Here is a 19,956-nt window from a genome sequence, read left to right as displayed (position 1 = left end):
TAAAAGTATGCTGGTAAAAGGTAGGGCTAACCTGAGAATTGAAGAAATACGGATGCATAAACGTCACGAAATTCATAGAGTTAAGCCCATTATGCCAGCTTTATGTCGTATCCGTCAGGGGACGAAAATCATCAATTGGGAAACACATAGTTTAACTGTTGATAATAATCAAATAGTATTATTCCCCAGCGGATACGAATTTTATATTGCGAATTATCCAGAAGCCGGTCTTTATCTTGCAGAAATGCTTTACCTTCCCATAGACCTGATGGAAAGATTCCGAAATATTTACGCGGTAACCCCTCTGGCGCGTCACACAACCGGACTCTGTATACCTCAGAATCCCGAGTTGATCTATTGCTGGGAGCAGCTAAGAACATCTGTTTCCCGGGGTTTTTCAACTCAACTTCAGGAACACTTAGCAATGGGCGTTCTCCTTTCATTAGGCGTAAATAATGTTAACTATTTATTTTTATCAGATAGTAAACAACCATTAATTAACCGTTGCTATAACTTGCTTGTATCTGATCCAGGCGCAAAATGGACCGCAGACAAAGTTGCGCGACATCTCTATATTTCTGTATCCACATTACATCGTCGTCTGGCAAACGAGGGCGTAAGTTTTCAAAGTATACTGGACGATGTGAGATTAAATAATGCTCTGTCTACTATACAAACCACGTTGAAACCAATTAGTGAGATAGCCAGAGAAAATGGTTATAAATGTCCTTCACGTTTTACTGAGAGGTTTCATAACCGTTTTAAAATAACCCCAAGAGAACTAAGAAAAGCGGCCAAAGAATAAAATATTTCATTAAGACTATGCGATAGTGCCGATTTTTTTAAAGCGTTCCAGCATAATCATACCACCGGAGTCTGAACAACTCCGGTGGCTTCTGTGTTAAATTGCACAGTTCACTACCAATCGATTGGTATCGTTGATAGTAATGGTTAAGTTAACTACTTGCTAAAATATCCAGCTCTGAACTGTGTCCGTAGCGAATATTCCTGACGTCAGAGAGAATAGATATTTAATCACTTAATGGAAACCAGTCAGTTCCCCTGGAGGCCTGAATTTCATCCCATAATTTATCCGGGATTGTTAATTCAGGAACCTGCTTTGGATTAAGTGCTGTTTTAATTTCATGACTTCTCCCTGTTTCAGCTAAAGTAACCCATTCCGGGTTAATGACCAGCCCCTTACCGATCGCAACAAGCGGCAGACCAACGGAAATTGCTTCCTGAGCCTGATTCGGCGTACGTATTTTACCCGCTGCGATCACTGGTACTCTTCCTGCGATGTGATCTAAAATCAGCTCAATTATTCGTGGTCCGTTTGGTGACTCAATAGGGCGGCTTTCGTTAACACTGACCAGTGAGGTATGTATATACGAAATACCCGACGAGATTAATCGATCCAGTAGTTTATAAGTATCCTCAATCCGCAGACCACCTTTTGCGGATTCTTCAGGAGATATTCTGTATCCTATGGCAAAGGGTTTTGTCGCATATTCGTATACAGTATTTTTTACTTCCTGTAACACAGCCAGAGGGAAACGCATACGCCCTTCGAGATCTCCGCCCCAACGGTCAGTACGCTGGTTAAATAGAGGAGAAAAGAAATTCTGAAGCAGAAACCCATGTGCGCCATGAAGCTCAACGCCATCAAAGCCTGCTTTAATAGCCCTTTTTGTGACGTCTCCGAATGCCCTGATAGTTTCCAGAATCTCGTTTTCAGTCATTTCCCTGCTTTGGACTTCTTTCTTCATAAAGTCACCAGACTTGATGTTTGATGCACTGGCACTAATGACATCATTATTCGGTACAAGCTCTGGAATAGCTTTATTACCGGCATGAAAAATCTGTAGGATAGCCGGAGCTCCACCACTTTTTGCCGCTGTCGCCAGTTCTTCAAGACTTTTCATGAAACGATCATCATATGCGGCAAATTCATTAGTAAATCCAATACCGCTTGGAGTGACATAGGTACATCCTGTTATTACCAGACCAATATTTTGTGAGCGACGTTTATAAAATTCCAGTTCTTGCTGAGATATAGTTCCATCAGGATTAGCTGACCAGGTCGTCATCGGCGCCATAACGATACGATTACGTAACTTGATTTTATCTGTCAGCATAAAAGGTGAAAACAGTGATGAATATTTATTTGTCATAACAATACCTCAGAGATGCTTACCTGATTTTTTGATGTGTTTATTTGATATGATTAACGTTATCTTTGTATCGTTTTATTTTGATAATACATCGAGTGTCAGTGAGAAATTTAGCTGCTGGTTCTAATGTCAGTGTTTTTGTATCTTATAGCAGTGGGTTGAAAATCAGGGAGATAATCAATCTCCCTGTAGTATTCTTACAAATGTGTTTTATAAAAAGGAATTAATTTATCAAGTGCTTGTTTTACTGGTTCTGGCTTATCATACAGGTCGTAATGAGAATAACCTTCAACAACAACCAGCTCTTTATGTTTTGACGCAGCCCGACCAATAATTTCACAGCCGTCGCGATATGCACCAAAAGCGCCCACTCTATCTCCCACAACAACCATCAAGGGTTGAGTTAATAGCACTTCTGCAAGATGGAATGCATCCCATCCAACGGCAACAGTCTGGTGAGAAAATAGCGAACGATTTACCCCATTCGGTGCACAGCCTCGTGGTGAACGATAATATTCTGTGGCTTCAAAAAGATCTATTTCCGTTAATCCCGCTTCAAGCGCAGCATTCGGAGAGGAGGGGAGTAAATCATCTACGCGAAGTTTAGCGCCGTTAGCTTCATCTGTTCTTTGTTGCGCCATTGCTTCGAGCGCGCCAATGGGATTAAATGCCGTAAACCCTTCACGCATAAGACGCCCGTAGTTTGCGCCAGTGACAGTACCGATGGCTTTAATTCGACGTTCTGTCATTGCGGCATTAATGGCATATCCACCGCCACCGCAAATACCCAGTACGCCAATACGCCCGGCATCAACGTAAGGTAAGGTTGTGAGGTAATCAACGACAATGCTGAAGTCTTTTACCCGCATTGTTGGATCTTCCAGATAACGTGGTTCTCCGCCACTGCTTCCCTGAAAACTGGCGTCGAAAGCAATTACGATAAAGCCCGCTTTTGCCAATGCGGCACCATAGACGCTACCTGATGTCTGTTCCTTGCAGCTTCCAATTGGATGAGCGCTGATTATTGCGGGATATTTTTTTTCGCTATCGAAATCATCAGGGAAATAGATATCAGCCGCTATATCCCAGTAGGTGTGTTTTATTGAAACAGTTTTCATTTCAAGCTCCGGGGATTTGCCTAAACAGGTTTAAATATCGTTGCTATTTTCTACAACAGGCATTCGTGCTTATATCGCGAACGGCATAATAGTATGGCTTGTATTGGTTATCATCAATGGTCTAATATCTATCACAGTGTTAAGCTAAGGTTTACAATGAATGAAAATAGAACCTTCAATTCTGCCTTCTCTCGCCTGGTTCGCACTGATTGTTCGGGCCGGGAGTTTCTCCAGAGCTGCTTCTGAAATGGGGATCACACGGGCCGCGTTGTCCCAGAATTTAAAATCTCTTGAGGAACGTCTGAACACAAAACTGATTTACCGCACGACGCGTAATATGTCGCTTACCGAGGAGGGACAGCGTTTGTATGACGTGCTGGTGTCGGCTTTTGGGCAGATTGATGATGCTCTGAAAGATGTCGGTGATACCCAACTTGAACCGACAGGTCTACTAAGAATAAACTCTTCCCGTGTTGCAGCAAGGATGCTTGTTGAGCCTCATATCTGCGAGTTTCTTACTCGTTATCCAAAAACTAAAATAGAACTCATTATGGATGATGGCTTGTCTAACATTATTGCTGAGGGCTGTGATGCGGGGATTCGTCCTGGACAGGGGCTGGATGAACATATGACAGCCGTTCCTGTCTCTCCTCTTATTAAACTGATTACCGTAGCATCTCCAGATTATTTAAGGAAATACGGTATTCCTGAAACGCCTTACGAATTGAGTAACCATAATTGCCTTCGATTACGGCATAAAACGAGTGGCGCACTCTCACCGTGGGAGTTTTCTTATATTAGCGGAAATAATGAAAAGTTCGAAATTGAGGCATCAGGTAGGTATATTGCTAATGATGATGAAAGCATGATTCGGATGGCTATTAATGGGGCAGGCATCATTCAGCATCTCGATTTTGCAATAGCTGAACAAATCGATGCGGGTAAATTACAGCCGATTCTTCAGGACTGGGCCGTTTCATTTCCTGGGTTTTATATTTATGTCTCTTCGCGAGTGAGGATGCCTTCTAAAGTCCGCGCTTTTATAGATTTTATGGTTGAGAAAAGATTAAGCCTCAAGAGTAATAGTTGATTATTAATGGCCCCGCCCGGAGAAGGGCGGGGTTTTTACAATCTGATTGATATGTGTATAAAAATCAGATTGTCTCATTTAGTTAATGATTTCTGTTTATGCGTGAGTTAGCGTAAGGCATACCACTCCTTATGTTTCAGAGGGTTAGCCATAGCCCCCAAAATATCAGAAATAACGTTAACAATAATAACCAGCGAACCACACACCATTACACCGGCGGAAATTGCCGCGTAATCCTGCTGGCGAATAGCGTTAATTAACCAGCGCCCCAGACCTGGCCAGCTAAAGACCATTTCGGTGATCATCGCCAGGGTCAGCATGGTGGAAAACTGAAGTCCCAGACGGGGGATGACGGGCGGCAACGCGTTATGCAGTACATGGCGACGTAGAATGGTAAAACGTGACAAACCGCGAGTTGCCGCCGCTTTAACATAGTTCTGGTCATACACTTCGATAGTGCTGATACGCATCAGGCGGATCACTTCGGTGGTTGGCGCTACCGACAGAGTTATCACCGGCAGCACCATATGGCGAAATGCGCTCATAATCATTTCATCACGCCACGGGGAGTGTGAAAGCCATGCATCAATCAGCGCAAAACCGGTGACAGGTTTCACTTCATAAAGCAGGTCGAAGCGACCTGAAACCGGCAGCCAGCCCAGCGTAAGGGAGCAAAACAGCGTCAACAGCAGCGCCAGCCAGAAAACCGGAATTGAAAAACCCAGCAGGGCGATGGCGTTGATCAAATTATCCTGCCACTTATGCCGCATGATCCCTGCAATCATCCCTACCGGGATCCCTACAATCAGTGCAAACCCAAAAGCGAGAATGCACAGTTCCATTGTCGCCGGAAAAACCTCTTTTAGCTGTTCGGCAATAGACTGACCATTAATGCTGGAAACACCGAAATCCCAGTGAATCAAACCGTTAAACCAGAATATCCAGGCATTCCACAAGGAAGCGCCCTGTAGCGGCGCATGTGGCGTGAAATAACTCAAACTGAAACCGACAAAGGTCAGTAAGAATAAAGTCACGATCAATAATAAAATACGACGTAAGGTGAAGATAATCATGGTTTTTTCACCTCATTCTGTTTCTCTCGATATACCCCTGCGAAGGAGGCGTTACCGAACGGGCTAAGTACCAGACCTTTGATATCGTAACGGTAGGCCTGTAAGCGTAATGACGAGGCTAATGGCAAAACAGGCAGTTCCTGCGCCAGAATGTTTTGCGCTTCATCATAGGCTTCTATACGTGCCGCCAGTTGCTGTGAGGAAAGGGCCTTACGCAACACGCTGTCGAATTTCGGATCGCACCAGTGAGCAAGATTGGTCTGTGAGTGGATTGCCGCGCAGCTAAGTAATGGACGGAAGAAGCTGTCCGGGTCATTACTGTCCGTCGCCCAACCGGATAATGTCAGATCATGACTCATATCCATTAATCGCGCCTCCTGAAAACGGCCTTCTACTGGCACAATTACTACTTTTACGCCGACTTGCGCCATATCCGCCTGAATCAGTTCGGCGGTCTTTAGCGGACTGGGGTTCCACGCCTGCGAGCGTGTTGGCACCCACAGTTTTAGCGTTAAGTTTTCCAGCCCTAACGCTTTCAGTTGTTCGCGTGATTTTGCCGGATTGTATTCGGTAATCTTAGCCTCATTATCATAAGCCCATGAGGCGCGCGGTAAAATAGAGGCCGCAGTTTCAGCCGTACCGTAATAGATAGATTGCATCAAACGTTGATTATTGATCGACAATGCCAGCGCATGGCGTACTGCCGGGTTATTCAACGGCGGTTTGGCGGTATTAAAAGCCAGATAGGCGATGTTCATTCCCGGGCGTAGCGTTAAACGCAGGCGTGGGTCGTCGCGCAAAATAGATAACTGGCTGGCGGCTGGCCATGCCAGTACGTCACATTCGCCGGTTAATAATTTCGACAAACGTCCGGTACCGCCAGAACCTAAATCCACCACCACCTGGGGCATCAACGGTTTGCCTCGCCAGAACTCATCATGACGTTGTAAGCGAATATATTGCCCGGCGCGATTTTCCGACAGTTTATACGGTCCGGTGCCGACTGGCTGGCGGTCGAGCAGCTCCTGGCGATCTTCTTTTTCCAGCTTTCCGGCGTATTCCGCGGACATCACCGACGCATAATGGGTTGCCAGATGCCACAAAAAGGAAGCGTCCGGCTGTGCCAGACGAAACTCAACGGTATAGTTATCCAGCTTGCGCACGCTTTTTACGTTATCGGCAAATTGCAGGCTGTCGAAATAGGGGAAGTTACTGCCGTTGACGTTATGCCACGGGTTATTGCGATCAAAAATCCGCTGGAAGGTAAATACCACATCATCGGCATTCATTTTGCGGCTGGGGGTAAACCATGCGGTTTGTTGAAACGGTACATCGCGACGTAAGTGGAAGCGATAGGTTGCGCCGTTGTCGAGCACTTCCCAGCTTTCGGCAAGCTCCGGCATCAGACGATAAGTGTAGGGATCGACATCCAATAGCCGATCATAGAATTGGGCGGCAAGGGTATCGACAATTAACCCACTGCTCGCTTTGGATGGGTTAAAGGTGTTGACCTGTCCACTAACGCAATAGACAAAACCGCTGTCGCGGATATCAGCATGCGGGGCGGGCTCAGGTGCTGCTATTGCCTGACTACTCACAAGTCCAGCAATCACCAAAAGAGACGATAATACCTGGCGCATAATATTAAGAAATTTTATGTAAAGAAGCTATCTTACTAATATTTAATGACATTTGCCATTACCGTTTGTGTTCAGGGGTATCTACGAAGACCGTGTGATTGGTCGTTGCACAGGTGGCGTCGCCGATTGTTCAACATTCGTACCCATGATTTCTTTATAACTATAACTCACAGAATAATTTAGCGGGACACAGTACGGTACGGATCGTAAGAAACCAATTGGAACTGGCTCATATTGTCGACAATGTGTGTCTCATTTTTAGCCGGATGCGGCGTGATGATGAACGGCTTATCTGGCTTACAATACTGACTGAGCATCCGCAATTAAACGATTACTCATTACCCCATTGATTCAAAAACTCTGCGATCTCATCAATGCGAGAGGGATGAATCCCCGCTTCAGTAGCCATTTCATGCCGGGCTTCTTCGCTGATCTCTTCATTATTCATTAATCGGGTGAGCAGTAACTGGAAGTAGTGGGCCAGCGCTGTGCGTTCAGAGTCTGCGACAGGTTTGACGCATTCGGTCGCGTACTCATCGGCAATATCAAAATATTTCAGTGGGATATCGTGGTTCATTGTTTGCCCCTGGGGTTAATGCGCTAAGCACAGGGGCGGATGATAGCACTCGTGATCCGGGTCATACATCTTTTTATCGATAATGACGCGGCGCATTGCCTCTGGCAGGACAATGCGTCGCGTATCCACGCATTACGTCTCGCTAACCGGCGTTCTGTCGCCATCATACAATGGTACTTTGCGATAGCGGCGGATCAGGTACCACAAATATGCGCCGCCTAACGAGGCCCACACCAGGCCCAGCGTTAGCGATGTCGACTCCAGATTTACCCACAACACGCCTACTGTCAGTGCGCCAACTAGCGGCATTAATAAATAGTGGAAGTGTTCCTTCCAGCTTTTATTCATCCCTTTACGCCGCCAGAAGTGGTTGAATACCGATAAATTAACGAAGGTAAACGCCACCAATGCGCCAAAATTAATCAACGCCGTGGCGGTGACTAAATCAAAGAACAGCGCCGACAACGCCACAATCCCGACCATAATGACGTTCAGTGCCGGAGTCCGCCATTTCGGATGAACGTAGCCAAATATGCGTTCAGGGAACACATTGTCACGCCCCATCACATACAACAGGCGCGATACGCTGGCATGTGACGCCAGGCCAGACGCTAATGTATTCACAAAGGTCGTACAGAGGAAAATTGACTGGAACAGCTTGCCGCCGACGTACAGTGCAATCTCCGGCAGTGCGGCATCCGGGTCTTTAAAGCGACTGATATCCGGGAAGAAAAGCTGCATAAAGAAAGATGCCGCAATGAAGATAATCCCGCCGTAAACCGCCGTCAGGAAAATAGCTTTCGGGATCACGCGCGCGGCGTCCGGCGTTTCTTCCGAAAGCGTCGTCACCGCATCGAAACCGAGGAACGAGAAGCAGACAATCGTCGCGCCGGTAATAATCGGGATCAGATGCGCGTTCTCGCTGATAAATGGCTGTAGCGACCAGACAGTGCCAACGCCTTCACCTTTATGCAGCCCCTGAACCACCAGGAAGATGAACACCACCATAATGGAGATTTGCACCAGGACAAACAGGGTATTGAAATTGGCGACCAGGTTAACGCTCTTCAGATTCGCGGCGGTTAAAATCGTTACGAACGTCACCACCCACACCCACGGCGGCACTTCCGGGAAGAGGGCGGAAAGATAGATCTTTGCTAATAATACGTTGATCATCGGCAAAAAAAGGTAATCCAGCAATGATGACCAGCCGACCATAAAGCCGACGTGCGGATTAATCGATTTTTGCGCATAGGTGTAAGCTGAACCGGCTTCCGGGAACTGACGAACCAATTTGCCGTAGCTGATAGCGGTAAACAGCACGCCTGCCAACGCCAGTAAATAAGATGCCGGGACATGACCGTCGCTAATGCCGGATACAATGCCAAAAGTATCAAATACGGTCATCGGTGTGAGATAAGCCAGCCCCATCATCACCACCTGCCACAATTTTAGCGATTTTCGCAGGCGGGTTTTGCCGGGTTGCGCAGCAATATCAAATGGTGAATTAATAGCCATAATTGCTGCCTCCACTGCGTAATAAGGTTTGCGGTCGTATCGACCTGAAATCAAACCTGTTTAGCAGGGGAAGCAAAGGGGGCGGCGGGGTACACTCGGTCGTGGGGAGGGCGCATACGCAGCCTCCCTCGCCATGCGGGAATTTCATCATTGGCATCATCTCATTTCCTCGTCATTGTCTTAATCGTTAACGGAAGCCCGTTGCCGCCTGCACTCCATAACGCGACATCCGGGAAATGTCTGGATTACCAGCAAATGTCAGACTTGGCTCCGCTCAGGTCGGTGATACAAGCCCCGCAAGGAGCCACTACGCGTTTTTCAACATCCACTCAATTTCTGTTTCTGTGATGAGACGCTCAAATTGCAATAACTCATCGTTTTTGCAAGCGTGATACACATGGCAGAAACGCTCACCTAAATAGCGGCGCAGGTGATCATTCTCGATAAACTCCCACAGCGCGTCGCTCTGACGAATCGGGAAGGGTAAGCCTTCCTGTTCCAGCCCGTTGCCTTCCACTTCTTCCTGTAATGGCAGCTCATTATCTAAACCGTGCAAAATACCGGCGAAAATCGCCGCCATCACCAGATATGGGTTAGCATCCGCCCCCGCCACGCGGTATTCCACGCGGTGGTTATGACGGTCGCCGCACGGGATCCGCAGGGCGACGGTGCGGTTGTTATGGCCCCATGATGCCTGTGTCGGCACATACATACCCGGCTGGAAGCGACGATATGAATTTACGTTCGGCGCCAGCAACGCCATTGACGAAGGCATCAGGTCGATCATTCCAGCGAGCATCTTTTTCAGCAGCGGCGAATCTTCGCCTTCCGCGTCAGACAACACGTTTTCGCCACGGTTATTTTGCATGCTGATATGGATATGCATCCCGCTGCCCGCATGCTCTTCATACGGCTTGGCCATAAAAGTGGCGTGCATCTTATGCTTTTCTGCCATCAGACGCACCAGACGTTTTAACGCCAGCGCATCATCGCAGGCTTCCAGCACGTTATCGGTATGGTAAAGGTTGATTTCAAACTGACCCGGCGAGGCTTCGGCAACCGCGCCATCTGCGGGAATTAGCTGTAATTGCGCCAGTTCATCAATATCATTAAGTACATCAGCGAAGTGGTTGAGGTTATCGACAGAATAGACCTGGCTTTGAGTGTTGCGATCATCGGTGCCGGGCGCGCAGGGCGGTTGCAAATATCCTTCGGCGTCGCGCTGGCGATCCAGTAAATAGAACTCCAGCTCTACCGCTACGACCGGGAACAGCCCGCGTTGGCGAAGCTGCTGCCACAGGCGGTTGAGTACGTTCCGCGGCTCAACGTCAAAGGGAGCGCCATCTTCATCGACCATGGTCAGGAGCATCTGACCGATATATTCCGGGTCTGCGGCAGAAGGGGTTAAGGAACCGAGAACAGGAACACAGGTACGATCCGGCTCGCCCATATCCTGACCCAGACCTGCTTCTTCTACTACGTTGCCCAGAATATCCATCGCAAAGACGGAGGCCGGGAAGTAGCATCCTTTTTCCAGCTTCATCAGACTTGACACCGGGACGCGCTTTCCGCGAAAGCTGCCATTCAGATCCGTAAGCAGTACATCAACATATTGTGTCTTCGGGTTGCGCTCCAGGTAGCGTTTCACTTCCTGCGTAAAGGCGCTACCCCGCCTCTCTTCTGACTGCTGAACAAAGTTCTCTACTTCAACGATATTGGTTTCCATGATTCTTCGCCTTTGGTTTTGTTTTCCGCTTGTGATGAAAGCGTAAAATATAATGACCACTCTTCGAATCTGTATGCAAACTAAATGTTTGTCAAATGTTAAATTGAGTTTACAAAAAAGAAAACTCACTGCTAGATTGAAGAAATATTGAACATAAAGGTCATTTAAACCGCAGCAATGGCGATAATTTATTCCACTTTGTGAGATTGAGCATGGAAAATATAATGAACAATCCTGTTATCGGTGTCGTAATGTGCAGGAACAGGCTTAAGGGTCATGCGACCCAGACTCTGCAAGAAAAGTACCTGAATGCCATTATTTACGCGGGTGGTTTGCCGATTGCGCTGCCACATGCGCTGGCGGAGCCCGCATTACTTGAAGAACTTCTGCCGAAACTCGATGGCATTTATCTTCCTGGTAGTCCCAGCAATGTGCAGCCGCACCTATATGGTGAAAACGGCGATGAGCCTGACGCCGATCCCGGGCGTGATCTTCTGAGCATGGCGTTAATTAATGCTGCACTCGAAAGGCGTATCCCCATTTTCGCCATCTGCCGAGGGTTACAGGAACTGGTGGTGGCAACCGGAGGTTCGCTGCATCGCAAGCTGTGCGAACAGCCTGAATTGCTGGAACATCGTGAAGATCCCGAACTGCCGGTTGAGCAGCAATATGCGCCGTCGCACGAAGTTCAGGTTGAAGAGGGGGGATTACTGTCTGCACTGTTACCTGAATGTAGCAACTTTTGGGTAAACTCTCTGCATGGACAAGGGGCGAAGGTCGTCAGCCCGCGATTACGCGTTGAGGCTCGTTCGCCGGATGGCCTGGTTGAGGCGGTAAGCGTCATCAATCATCCTTTCGCGCTGGGCGTACAGTGGCACCCGGAATGGAACAGTAGCGAGTACGCGCTTTCGCGTATATTGTTCGAGGGCTTTATCACCGCTTGTCAGAACCATATCGCTGAAAAACAGCGGCTCTGACCACCACAGTTAAGGAAATGCAAATATGAGTGATGAGGGACTGGCGCCAGGAAAACGCTTGTCGGAAATCCGCCAGCAGCAGGGGCTTTCACAACGTCGTGCCGCCGAACTCTCTGGGCTGACGCACAGTGCTATCAGTACGATAGAACAGGATAAAGTCAGCCCCGCCATCAGTACGTTGCAAAAACTACTGAAGGTGTATGGATTGTCACTCTCGGAATTCTTTTCCGAGCCGGAAAAACCTGATGAGCCGCAGGTCGTCATTAATCAGGACGACTTGATTGAAATGGGCAGTCAGGGTGTGTCGATGAAGTTAGTGCATAACGGTAACCCGAATCGCACGCTGGCGATGATATTTGAAACTTACCAGCCGGGAACAACCACTGGAGAAAGAATTAAGCATCAGGGTGAGGAAATAGGCACTGTACTGGAAGGTGAAATTGTTCTGACCATTAATGGTCAGGATTACCACCTCGTCGCGGGGCAAAGTTATGCCATTAATACTGGCATCCCGCACAGCTTCAGTAATACGTCGGCAGGCATTTGCCGAATTATCAGCGCCCATACGCCCACCACGTTTTAATCTTTTTGTTCTGTAAGCCGGGTAAGCGCAATGCGCCCGGCAATCCATAAAGAATGTCGCCGGAAATAAACGGGCTTATGGCCTGGGGATCTCTGCGCCCTGACGTTCACAAACGGCATATATCTGATAGACGTGAAACAGGAGTCATAATGAATTTTCATCATCTGGCTTACTGGCAGGATAAAGCGTTAAGTCTCGCCATTGAAACCCGCTTATTTATTAACGGTGAATATACCGCTGCGGCGGAAAATGAAACTTTCGAAACATCTGATCCAGTCACTCAGGCACCGCTGGCGAATATTGCGCGCGGCAAGAGCGCCGACATCGACCGTGCGGTGAGTGCGGCGCGTAGCGTATTTGAACGCGGCGACTGGTCGCAGGCCGCCCCGGCAAAACGTAAAGCGGTGCTGAATAAACTCGCTGATTTAATGGAAGCCCACGACGAAGAACTGGCGCTGCTGGAAACTCTCGACACCGGTAAACCGATTCGTCACAGCCTGCGTGATGATATTCCCGGCGCGGCACGCGCCATTCGCTGGTACGCCGAAGCAATTGATAAAGTGTATGGCGAAGTGGCCACCACCAGTAGCCATGAACTGGCGATGATCGTGCGCGAACCGGTCGGCGTGATTGCTGCCATCGTACCGTGGAACTTCCCGCTGCTGCTGACCTGCTGGAAACTCGGTCCGGCGCTGGCGGCGGGGAACAGCGTTGTCCTGAAACCGTCCGAAAAATCACCGCTCAGCGCGATTCGTCTCGCGGGCCTGGCGAAAGACGCGGGTCTTCCTGACGGCGTGCTTAACGTGGTAACCGGTTTTGGTCATGAAGCGGGCCAGGCGCTATCGCGTCATAACGATATCGATGTTATCGCCTTTACCGGCTCGACCCGTACCGGGAAACAGCTGCTGAAAGATGCGGGCGACAGCAACATGAAACGCGTCTGGCTGGAAGCTGGCGGCAAAAGCGCCAACATCGTTTTCGCTGACTGCCCGGATTTGCAAAAAGCGGCGAGCGCGACAGCCGCAGGTATCTTCTACAACCAGGGCCAGGTGTGCATCGCTGGAACGCGCCTGTTACTGGAAGAGAGCATTGCCGATGAATTCTTAGCCCTGTTAAAACAGCAGGCGCAAAACTGGCTGCCGGGCCACCCGCTTGATCCCGCAACCTCCATGGGCACCTTAATCGACTGCGCCCATGCCGACTCGGTACACAGCTTTATTCGCGAAGGCGAAAGTAAAGGGCAACTGCTGCTGGATGGTCGCAACGCCGGGTTGGCTGCCGCCATCGGCCCGACTATCTTTGTGGATGTAGACCCTAATGCGTCCTTAAGTCGCGAAGAGATTTTCGGCCCGGTGTTGGTAGTCACCCGTTTCACATCAGAAGAGCAGGCGCTACAGCTTGCCAACGACAGCCAGTACGGCCTCGGTGCAGCGGTATGGACGCGCGATCTCTCCCGCGCGCACCGAATGAGCCGCCGCCTGAAAGCCGGGTCCGTCTTCGTCAATAACTACAACGACGGCGATATGACCGTGCCGTTTGGCGGTTACAAGCAGAGCGGCAACGGTCGCGACAAATCCCTGCATGCCCTTGAAAAATTCACCGAACTGAAAACCATCTGGATAAGCCTGGAGGCCTGAAATGACCGAACATACCAGCAGTTACTATGCCGCCAGTGCGAATAAATACGCGCCATTCGACACGCTGAATGAGTCAATCACCTGTGATGTTTGCGTGGTTGGCGGCGGTTATACCGGGCTTTTCTCCGCGCTGCATCTGGCAGAAGCGGGATTTGACGTGGTGGTGCTGGAGGCCTCACGCATCGGCTTCGGCGCCAGCGGGCGCAACGGCGGGCAGCTTGTAAACTCCTACAGCCGCGACATCGACGTTATCGAAAAAAGCTACGGCATAGACACCGCCCGTATGCTTGGCAGCATGATGTTTGAGGGCGGCGAGATCATCCGCGAGCGCATCAAACGTTATCAGATTGATTGCGACTACCGCCCCGGCGGCCTGTTTGTGGCGATGAATGATAAACAGCTCGCGACTCTGGAAGAGCAGAAAGAGAACTGGGAACGCTACGGTAATAAACAGCTGGAACTGCTGGACGCCGACGCCATTCGCCGCGAGGTCGCCAGCGATCGCTACACAGGGGCGCTGCTGGATCACAGTGGTGGGCATATCCACCCGTTGAATCTCGCCATTGGCGAAGCCGATGCCATCCGCCTGAACGGCGGGCGCGTGTATGAGCTTTCTGCGGTGACGCAGATCCAGCACAGCACGCCAGCGGTGGTGCGTACAGCCAAAGGCCAGGTGACGGCGAAGTATGTCATTGTCGCCGGGAATGCGTATCTGGGCGATAAAGTGGAGCCGGAACTGGCGAAGCGCAGTATGCCGTGCGGCACCCAGGTGATCACCACTGAGCGGCTTTCCGACGATTTAGCTCGTTCGCTGATCCCGAAAAACTATTGCGTGGAAGACTGTAATTATCTGCTCGATTACTACCGTCTTACCGCCGACAACCGCCTGCTGTACGGCGGCGGCGTGGTGTACGGTGCGCGCGACCCGGACGACGTTGAGCGCCTTGTGGTGCCGAAACTACTGAAAACTTTCCCGCAGCTAAAGGGCGTGAAAATTGATTATCGCTGGACGGGCAACTTCCTGCTGACTCTGTCGCGCATGCCGCAGTTTGGTCGCCTCGATACCAACATCTATTACATGCAGGGCTACAGCGGACACGGCGTCACCTGTACCCATCTTGCCGGGCGTTTGATTGCTGAACTGCTGCGCGGCGACGCCGAACGTTTCGATGCCTTCGCCAATCTGCCGCATTACCCGTTCCCCGGCGGGCGCACGCTGCGCGTGCCGTTTACCGCGATGGGCGCGGCTTATTACAGCCTGCGCGATCGTCTGGGCGTTTAATTTCCGATTAACCGTGAAGAGTCAAAAGGTGTGAAACATGAGCAACAATGAATTCCATCAGCGTCGTCTTTCTGCCACCCCACGCGGGGTTGGCGTGATGTGTAACTTCTTCGCCCAGTCGGCTGAAAACGCCACGCTGAAGGATGTTGAGGGCAATGAGTACATCGATTTCGCCGCAGGTATTGCGGTGCTGAATACCGGGCATCGCCACCCTGAACTGGTGGCGGCGGTGGAGCAGCAGCTGCAACAGTTTACCCACACCGCGTACCAGATTGTGCCGTATGAAAGCTACGTCACCCTGGCGGAGAAAATCAACGCCCTTGCCCCGGTGAGCGGGCAGGCTAAAACCGCGTTCTTCACCACCGGTGCTGAAGCGGTTGAGAACGCGGTGAAAATCGCCCGCGCCCATACCGGACGCCCTGGCGTGATTGCGTTTAGCGGCGGCTTTCACGGTCGCACGTATATGACTATGGCGCTGACCGGAAAAGTCGCGCCGTATAAAATCGGCTTCGGCCCGTTCCCTGGTTCGGTGTATCACGTGCCGTATCCGTCAGATTCACAGGGCATTTCGACGCAAGATTCTCTCGATGCCATCGAACGCTTGTTTAAATCAGACATCGAAGCGAAGCAGGTCGCCGCCATTATTTTCGAACCGGTGCAGGGCGAGGGCGGTTTTAACGTGGCGCCAAAAGTGCTGGTTTCTGCGATTCGCCGCCTGTGCGATGAGCACGGCATCGTGATGATTGCTGATGAAGTGCAAAGCGGTTTTGCGCGTACGGGTAAACTGTTTGCCATGGATCATTACGCCGATAAGCCGGATTTAATGACTATGGCGAAAAGTCTGGCAGGCGGGATGCCGCTTTCAGGCGTGGTGGGTAACGCGAATATTATGGACGCGCCCGCGCCGGGCGGGCTTGGCGGCACCTACGCCGGGAATCCGCTGGCGGTGGCTGCCGCGCATGCGGTGCTCAACATTATCGACAAAGAATCACTTTGCGAACGCGCGAATCAACTGGGCCAGCGTCTGACACAAACGTTGATTGCAGCTAAAGAAAGCGCTCCGTCTATTGCTGCGGTACGCGGTCTGGGTTCGATGATTGCGGCAGAATTTAACGACCCGCAAACGGGCGAACCGTCAGCCGCCATTGCGCAGAAAATTCAGCAACGGGCGCTGGCGCAGGGCTTGCTACTGCTGACCTGCGGCGCGTATGGCAACGTGATTCGTTTCCTGTATCCACTGACCATCCCGGATGCACAGTTCGATGCGGCAATGACAATTTTGCAGAATGCGCTGAGAGATTAATACGCAGAATCGGAGGCCGCCGCAATAATGCCTGATGCGCTGCGCTTATCAGGCCTACAAACGGCATATTGATAAGACGTTCACGCCGCATCTGGCAAACTACGTTGCCTGACGCCGCTAAATTTGATGCTTTTTCAGCAATGCGCGGAACTGATGATAGGTTAACCCCAGCAATTCAGCCGCGCGTTTCTGGTTAAATTTTCCCTGTTGCAAACTGAGTTGCAGCAACTCTTTTTCCTGTTGCATCTGAAACTCACGTAAATCCAGCGGCAATTCTGGAAGTGATGTGTTTTCAGGGACTGCGAGTGTTTCTTTGGAAGAACTCTGTTTAAAGGGATCAATGATGATGTCATTGAGCGGATAATCGCTGGTGCCGTGGCGATACACTGAACGTTCCACTACGTTTTTCAATTCACGAATATTCCCCGGCCAGCGATAGTTCAACAATGTTTCTCTGGCGCGTTCCGTAAAACCCGGGAACAAAGGCAGCTTGATTTCCCGACACATCTGGATGGCAAAGTGTTCCGCCATCAACATAATGTCGCTTTCGCGCTCGCGCAGTGGCGGCAGTTGCACAACATCGAATGCCAGGCGGTCGAGCAGGTCAGCGCGAAATGTCCCTTCATTGACCATTGCCGGAAGATCGGCATTCGTTGCACATACCAACCGCACATTCACCTGCAATGGCTGACTGCCGCCAACGCGCTCCAGTTCACCGTATTCGATCACGCGCAATAATTTTTCTTGCACCATCATCGGTGCCGTCGCGAGTTCATCAAGAAATAAGGTACCGCCGTCGGCACGTTCAAATCGTCCGGGATGACGTTTTTGCGCACCGGTAAACGCGCCAGCTTCGTGACCAAACAGTTCGGAATCCAGCAAATTTTCATTTAGCGCCGCGCAGTTAAGAGAAATAAACGGTCCTTGCCAACGGGAGGAGAGATAATGCAGGCGGCTGGCGATCAGCTCTTTACCGGTACCGCGCTCGCCGATGATGAGCACCGGTTTGTCCAGCGGTGCGAGATGCGAAACCTGTTCTAACACCTCGAGAAAGCGGTTTGCTTCGCCAAGTAAGTTATCTTTGTATTCTGCCATGATGAAATTCGCCACTTGTTAGTGTAATTCGCTAATTCATCCTGGCATGTTGCTGTTGATTCTTCAATCAGATCTTTATAAATCAAAAAGATAAAAAATTGGCACGCAAATTGTATTAACAGTTCAGCAGGACAATCCTGAACGAAGAAATCAAGAGGACAACATTATGGGTATTTTTTCTCGCTTTGCCGACATCGTGAATGCCAACATCAACACTCTGTTAGAGAAAGCGGAAGATCCGCAGAAACTGGTGCGTCTGATGATCCAGGAAATGGAAGATACGTTGGTTGAAGTGCGTTCCACCTCGGCGCGTGCGTTGGCGGAAAAGAAACAGTTGACTCGCCGTATTGAGCAAGCGTCGGCGCGCGAAGTTGAATGGCAGGAAAAAGCTGAGCTGGCGCTGATGAAAGACAGAGAGGATCTGGCGCGTGCGGCGTTAATTGAAAAACAGAAACTGACCGACCTGATTAAGTCTCTGGAACACGAAGTGACGTTGGTGGACGATACGCTGGCGCGCATGAAGAAAGAGATCGGCGAGCTGGAAAATAAATTGAGTGAAACGCGTGCTCGTCAACAGGCATTAATGTTGCGTCACCAGGCGGCGAACTCTTCGCGTGATGTGCGTCGTCAACTGGATAGCGGCAAACTGGATGAAGCGATGGCCCGTTTCGAATCTTTCGAGCGTCGCATCGACCAGATGGAAGCAGAAGCGGAAAGTCACAGCTTCGGTAAACAAAGATCGTTGGATGAGCAATTTGCCGAGCTGAAAGCTGATGATGCCATCAGCGAGCAACTGGCGAAATTAAAAGCCAAAATGAAGCAAGACAATCAATAATAACACCCAGGCGGCGTCCGAACGCGCCGCCGCTCATCCCTTAAGGAGTACTTATGAGCGCGCTATTTCTGGCTATTCCGTTAACCATTTTTGTACTGTTTGTTTTGCCGATCTGGTTATGGCTGCATTACAGCAACCGTTCCGGTCGCGGTGAATTGTCGCAAAGTGAACAGCAGCGATTAGCGCAACTGGCTGATGAGGCAAAACGGATGCGCGAGCGTATTCAGGCGCTGGAATCCATTCTTGATGCTGAACATCCGAACTGGAGGGATCGTTAATGGCAGGCATTAATCTCAATAAAAAATTATGGCGCATTCCGCAGCAGGGCATGGTACGCGGTGTTTGTGCGGGGATTGCCAGCTATTTTGATGTGCCCGTGAAACTGGTGCGTATCCTCGTGGTGCTGTCGATTTTCTTCGGCCTGGCGCTGTTTACTCTGGTGGCCTATATCATTTTGTCATTTGCGCTTGATCCGATGCCGGACAATATGGCGTTTGGTGAGCAACAACCTTCCAGCAGTGATCTGTTGGATCAGGTCGATCGTGAGCTGGCGGCCAGTGAAACACGCTTACGTGAAATGGAGCGCTATGTCACTTCCGACACCTTCACATTACGAAGCCGCTTCCGTCAATTGTGAGGAAAGTGATGAATACTCGCTGGCAACATGTCGGGCAAAAGGTGAAGCCTGGCTTCAAATTAGCAGGCAAGCTGGTACTTCTTACTGCACTGCGCTATGGCCCGGCGGGTGTCGCTGGCTGGGCGGTAAAATCCGTCGCCCGCCGACCGCTGAAAATGTTATTGGCTGTAGCGCTGGAACCGTTATTAAGCCGGGCGGCCAATAAACTGGCGTGGCGGTATAAAAGGTGAGGGTAGTTTCGCAAAAATTGTTAAATCTAAGGCGTATAATGAATGGCAATTTTCATTCACAGAAGGACGCTTGCATGTTTAAAAAAGGGTTACTTGCGCTGACACTGGTATTTTCACTGCCTGTTTTTGCTGCTGAACACTGGATCGACGTCCGCGTTCCAGAACAATATCAGCAAGAGCACGTTCAGGGGGCCATCAATATTCCTCTGAAAGAAGTGAAAGAGCGTATTGCCGCCGCTGTTCCAGATAAAAGCGATACTGTTAAAGTGTATTGCAATGCCGGACGTCAGTCAGGGCAGGCAAAAGAGATCCTCAACAAAATGGGATATACCCATGTTGAAAACGCCGGTGGTCTGAAAGATATTGAGATGCCGAAGGTTAAAGGTTAATAACTTTACTTATTATGCGGCGTAAATAGCGCCGCTTGTTCATTTGATAAATCAAAATCAACCCACATTATT

Annotated in this window: 21 protein-coding genes; 12 read left to right on the top strand and 9 right to left on the bottom strand. The window is 49.9% G+C overall.

Translation table 11 applies throughout. The features are described from left to right. The first annotated feature begins 7 nt into the window (after positions 1-7). Positions 8-805, top strand: coding sequence for a helix-turn-helix transcriptional regulator (locus EA14781_RS05075; RefSeq protein ID WP_000960477.1), 798 nt, complete (start codon positions 8-10; stop codon positions 803-805). A 226-nt stretch (positions 806-1,031) separates the two neighbouring features. Here the strand turns inward: EA14781_RS05075 and EA14781_RS05070 are convergent, their stop codons facing one another. Together EA14781_RS05070 and EA14781_RS05065 are read right to left on the bottom strand one after the other, a co-directional pair. Next, positions 1,032-2,174: an NADH-dependent flavin oxidoreductase gene (locus EA14781_RS05070; protein WP_000182781.1), complete on the bottom strand. Its 1,143-nt coding sequence runs from the start codon at positions 2,172-2,174 to the stop codon at positions 1,032-1,034. Between the two features lie 197 nt (positions 2,175-2,371). Continuing rightward, on the bottom strand, positions 2,372-3,292 hold the full coding sequence (locus EA14781_RS05065) for an alpha/beta hydrolase (RefSeq protein WP_000860018.1): 921 nt from the start codon (positions 3,290-3,292) through the stop codon (positions 2,372-2,374). Positions 3,293-3,452: 160 nt separating this feature from the next. Between EA14781_RS05065 and EA14781_RS05060 the strand changes: the two genes are divergently transcribed. Continuing rightward, positions 3,453-4,382, top strand: a complete 930-nt coding sequence (locus EA14781_RS05060) for a LysR family transcriptional regulator (RefSeq protein ID WP_002462206.1) — start codon at positions 3,453-3,455, stop codon at positions 4,380-4,382. A gap of 107 nt (positions 4,383-4,489) precedes the next feature. On the opposite strand, the gene sapB is transcribed toward EA14781_RS05060, so the two are convergent. The 6 genes from sapB to puuA all read right to left on the bottom strand — a co-directional run bounded on the left by sapB (position 4,490) and on the right by puuA (position 10,916). Beyond that, the gene (gene sapB, locus EA14781_RS05055; RefSeq protein WP_000583259.1) at positions 4,490-5,455 is read right to left on the bottom strand and encodes a putrescine export ABC transporter permease SapB; all 966 of its coding nucleotides are present in this window, start codon (positions 5,453-5,455) and stop codon (positions 4,490-4,492) included. After that, positions 5,452-7,095 (bottom strand): ABC transporter substrate-binding protein SapA, encoded by a 1,644-nt coding sequence (sapA, locus tag EA14781_RS05050; RefSeq protein ID WP_001250232.1) that lies wholly within the window; start codon positions 7,093-7,095, stop codon positions 5,452-5,454. The genes sapB and sapA overlap by 4 nt, the downstream gene beginning before the upstream one ends. 331 nt (positions 7,096-7,426) lie before the next feature. Further along, the gene (locus tag EA14781_RS05045) at positions 7,427-7,672 is read right to left on the bottom strand and encodes a YmjA family protein (RefSeq protein WP_001015112.1); all 246 of its coding nucleotides are present in this window, start codon (positions 7,670-7,672) and stop codon (positions 7,427-7,429) included. A gap of 132 nt (positions 7,673-7,804) precedes the next feature. After that, on the bottom strand, positions 7,805-9,190 hold the full coding sequence (gene puuP / locus EA14781_RS05040; protein WP_002462204.1) for a putrescine/proton symporter PuuP: 1,386 nt from the start codon (positions 9,188-9,190) through the stop codon (positions 7,805-7,807). After that, positions 9,180-9,347, bottom strand: a complete 168-nt coding sequence (locus EA14781_RS24650) for a YmjE family protein (RefSeq protein ID WP_123058237.1) — start codon at positions 9,345-9,347, stop codon at positions 9,180-9,182. The genes puuP and EA14781_RS24650 overlap by 11 nt, the downstream gene beginning before the upstream one ends. A 150-nt stretch (positions 9,348-9,497) precedes the next feature. Continuing rightward, positions 9,498-10,916 carry a glutamate-putrescine ligase gene (gene puuA, locus EA14781_RS05035; RefSeq protein WP_000449625.1) on the bottom strand — a complete coding sequence of 473 codons (1,419 nt, stop codon included), beginning with the start codon at positions 10,914-10,916 and terminating at the stop codon, positions 9,498-9,500. 212 nt (positions 10,917-11,128) lie between these two features. Between puuA and puuD the strand changes: the two genes are divergently transcribed. The 5 genes from puuD (at position 11,129) to puuE (ending at position 16,698) form a co-directional block, all read left to right on the top strand. Beyond that, positions 11,129-11,893, top strand: coding sequence for a gamma-glutamyl-gamma-aminobutyrate hydrolase (puuD, locus tag EA14781_RS05030; RefSeq protein ID WP_010335967.1), 765 nt, complete (start codon positions 11,129-11,131; stop codon positions 11,891-11,893). Between the two features lie 25 nt (positions 11,894-11,918). Next, positions 11,919-12,476 (top strand): HTH-type transcriptional regulator PuuR, encoded by a 558-nt coding sequence (gene puuR / locus EA14781_RS05025; RefSeq protein WP_001278727.1) that lies wholly within the window; start codon positions 11,919-11,921, stop codon positions 12,474-12,476. Positions 12,477-12,625: 149 nt separating this feature from the next. Next, positions 12,626-14,113: an aldehyde dehydrogenase PuuC gene (puuC, locus tag EA14781_RS05020; protein ID WP_001009136.1), complete on the top strand. Its 1,488-nt coding sequence runs from the start codon at positions 12,626-12,628 to the stop codon at positions 14,111-14,113. Position 14,114: 1 nt separating this feature from the next. After that, positions 14,115-15,395 carry a gamma-glutamylputrescine oxidase gene (puuB, locus tag EA14781_RS05015; RefSeq protein WP_000134858.1) on the top strand — a complete coding sequence of 427 codons (1,281 nt, stop codon included), beginning with the start codon at positions 14,115-14,117 and terminating at the stop codon, positions 15,393-15,395. Positions 15,396-15,432: 37 nt separating this feature from the next. Continuing rightward, complete coding sequence (puuE, locus tag EA14781_RS05010; RefSeq protein WP_000069265.1) at positions 15,433-16,698, top strand: 4-aminobutyrate transaminase; 1,266 nt, start codon at positions 15,433-15,435, stop codon at positions 16,696-16,698. Between the two features lie 117 nt (positions 16,699-16,815). Here the strand turns inward: puuE and pspF are convergent, their stop codons facing one another. Further along, positions 16,816-17,793 carry a phage shock protein operon transcriptional activator gene (gene pspF, locus EA14781_RS05005; protein WP_002462200.1) on the bottom strand — a complete coding sequence of 326 codons (978 nt, stop codon included), beginning with the start codon at positions 17,791-17,793 and terminating at the stop codon, positions 16,816-16,818. A gap of 166 nt (positions 17,794-17,959) precedes the next feature. Here pspF and pspA point away from each other — a divergent pair, with 166 nt between their 5' ends. From pspA to pspE, 5 genes are all read left to right on the top strand, one after another. After that, on the top strand, positions 17,960-18,628 hold the full coding sequence (gene pspA, locus EA14781_RS05000) for a phage shock protein PspA (protein ID WP_000511041.1): 669 nt from the start codon (positions 17,960-17,962) through the stop codon (positions 18,626-18,628). Positions 18,629-18,681: 53 nt separating this feature from the next. Next, positions 18,682-18,906: an envelope stress response membrane protein PspB gene (pspB, locus tag EA14781_RS04995; protein WP_001274958.1), complete on the top strand. Its 225-nt coding sequence runs from the start codon at positions 18,682-18,684 to the stop codon at positions 18,904-18,906. After that, positions 18,906-19,265, top strand: coding sequence for an envelope stress response membrane protein PspC (pspC, locus tag EA14781_RS04990; protein ID WP_000907393.1), 360 nt, complete (start codon positions 18,906-18,908; stop codon positions 19,263-19,265). Before pspB ends, pspC begins: the two co-directional genes overlap by 1 nt. 8 nt (positions 19,266-19,273) lie before the next feature. Continuing rightward, the gene (gene pspD / locus EA14781_RS04985) at positions 19,274-19,495 is read left to right on the top strand and encodes a phage shock protein PspD (RefSeq protein ID WP_002462197.1); all 222 of its coding nucleotides are present in this window, start codon (positions 19,274-19,276) and stop codon (positions 19,493-19,495) included. A gap of 74 nt (positions 19,496-19,569) precedes the next feature. Next, on the top strand, positions 19,570-19,884 hold the full coding sequence (gene pspE / locus EA14781_RS04980; protein ID WP_000473123.1) for a thiosulfate sulfurtransferase PspE: 315 nt from the start codon (positions 19,570-19,572) through the stop codon (positions 19,882-19,884). Positions 19,885-19,956: the final 72 nt, after the last annotated feature.

This window comes from Escherichia albertii NBRC 107761 = DSM 17582 (assembly GCF_000759775.1).
Lineage (GTDB): Bacteria > Pseudomonadota > Gammaproteobacteria > Enterobacterales > Enterobacteriaceae > Escherichia > Escherichia albertii.
Note: the sequence above shows the minus strand (reverse complement) of the source record. Positions and strands in the feature narration are given on the sequence as shown.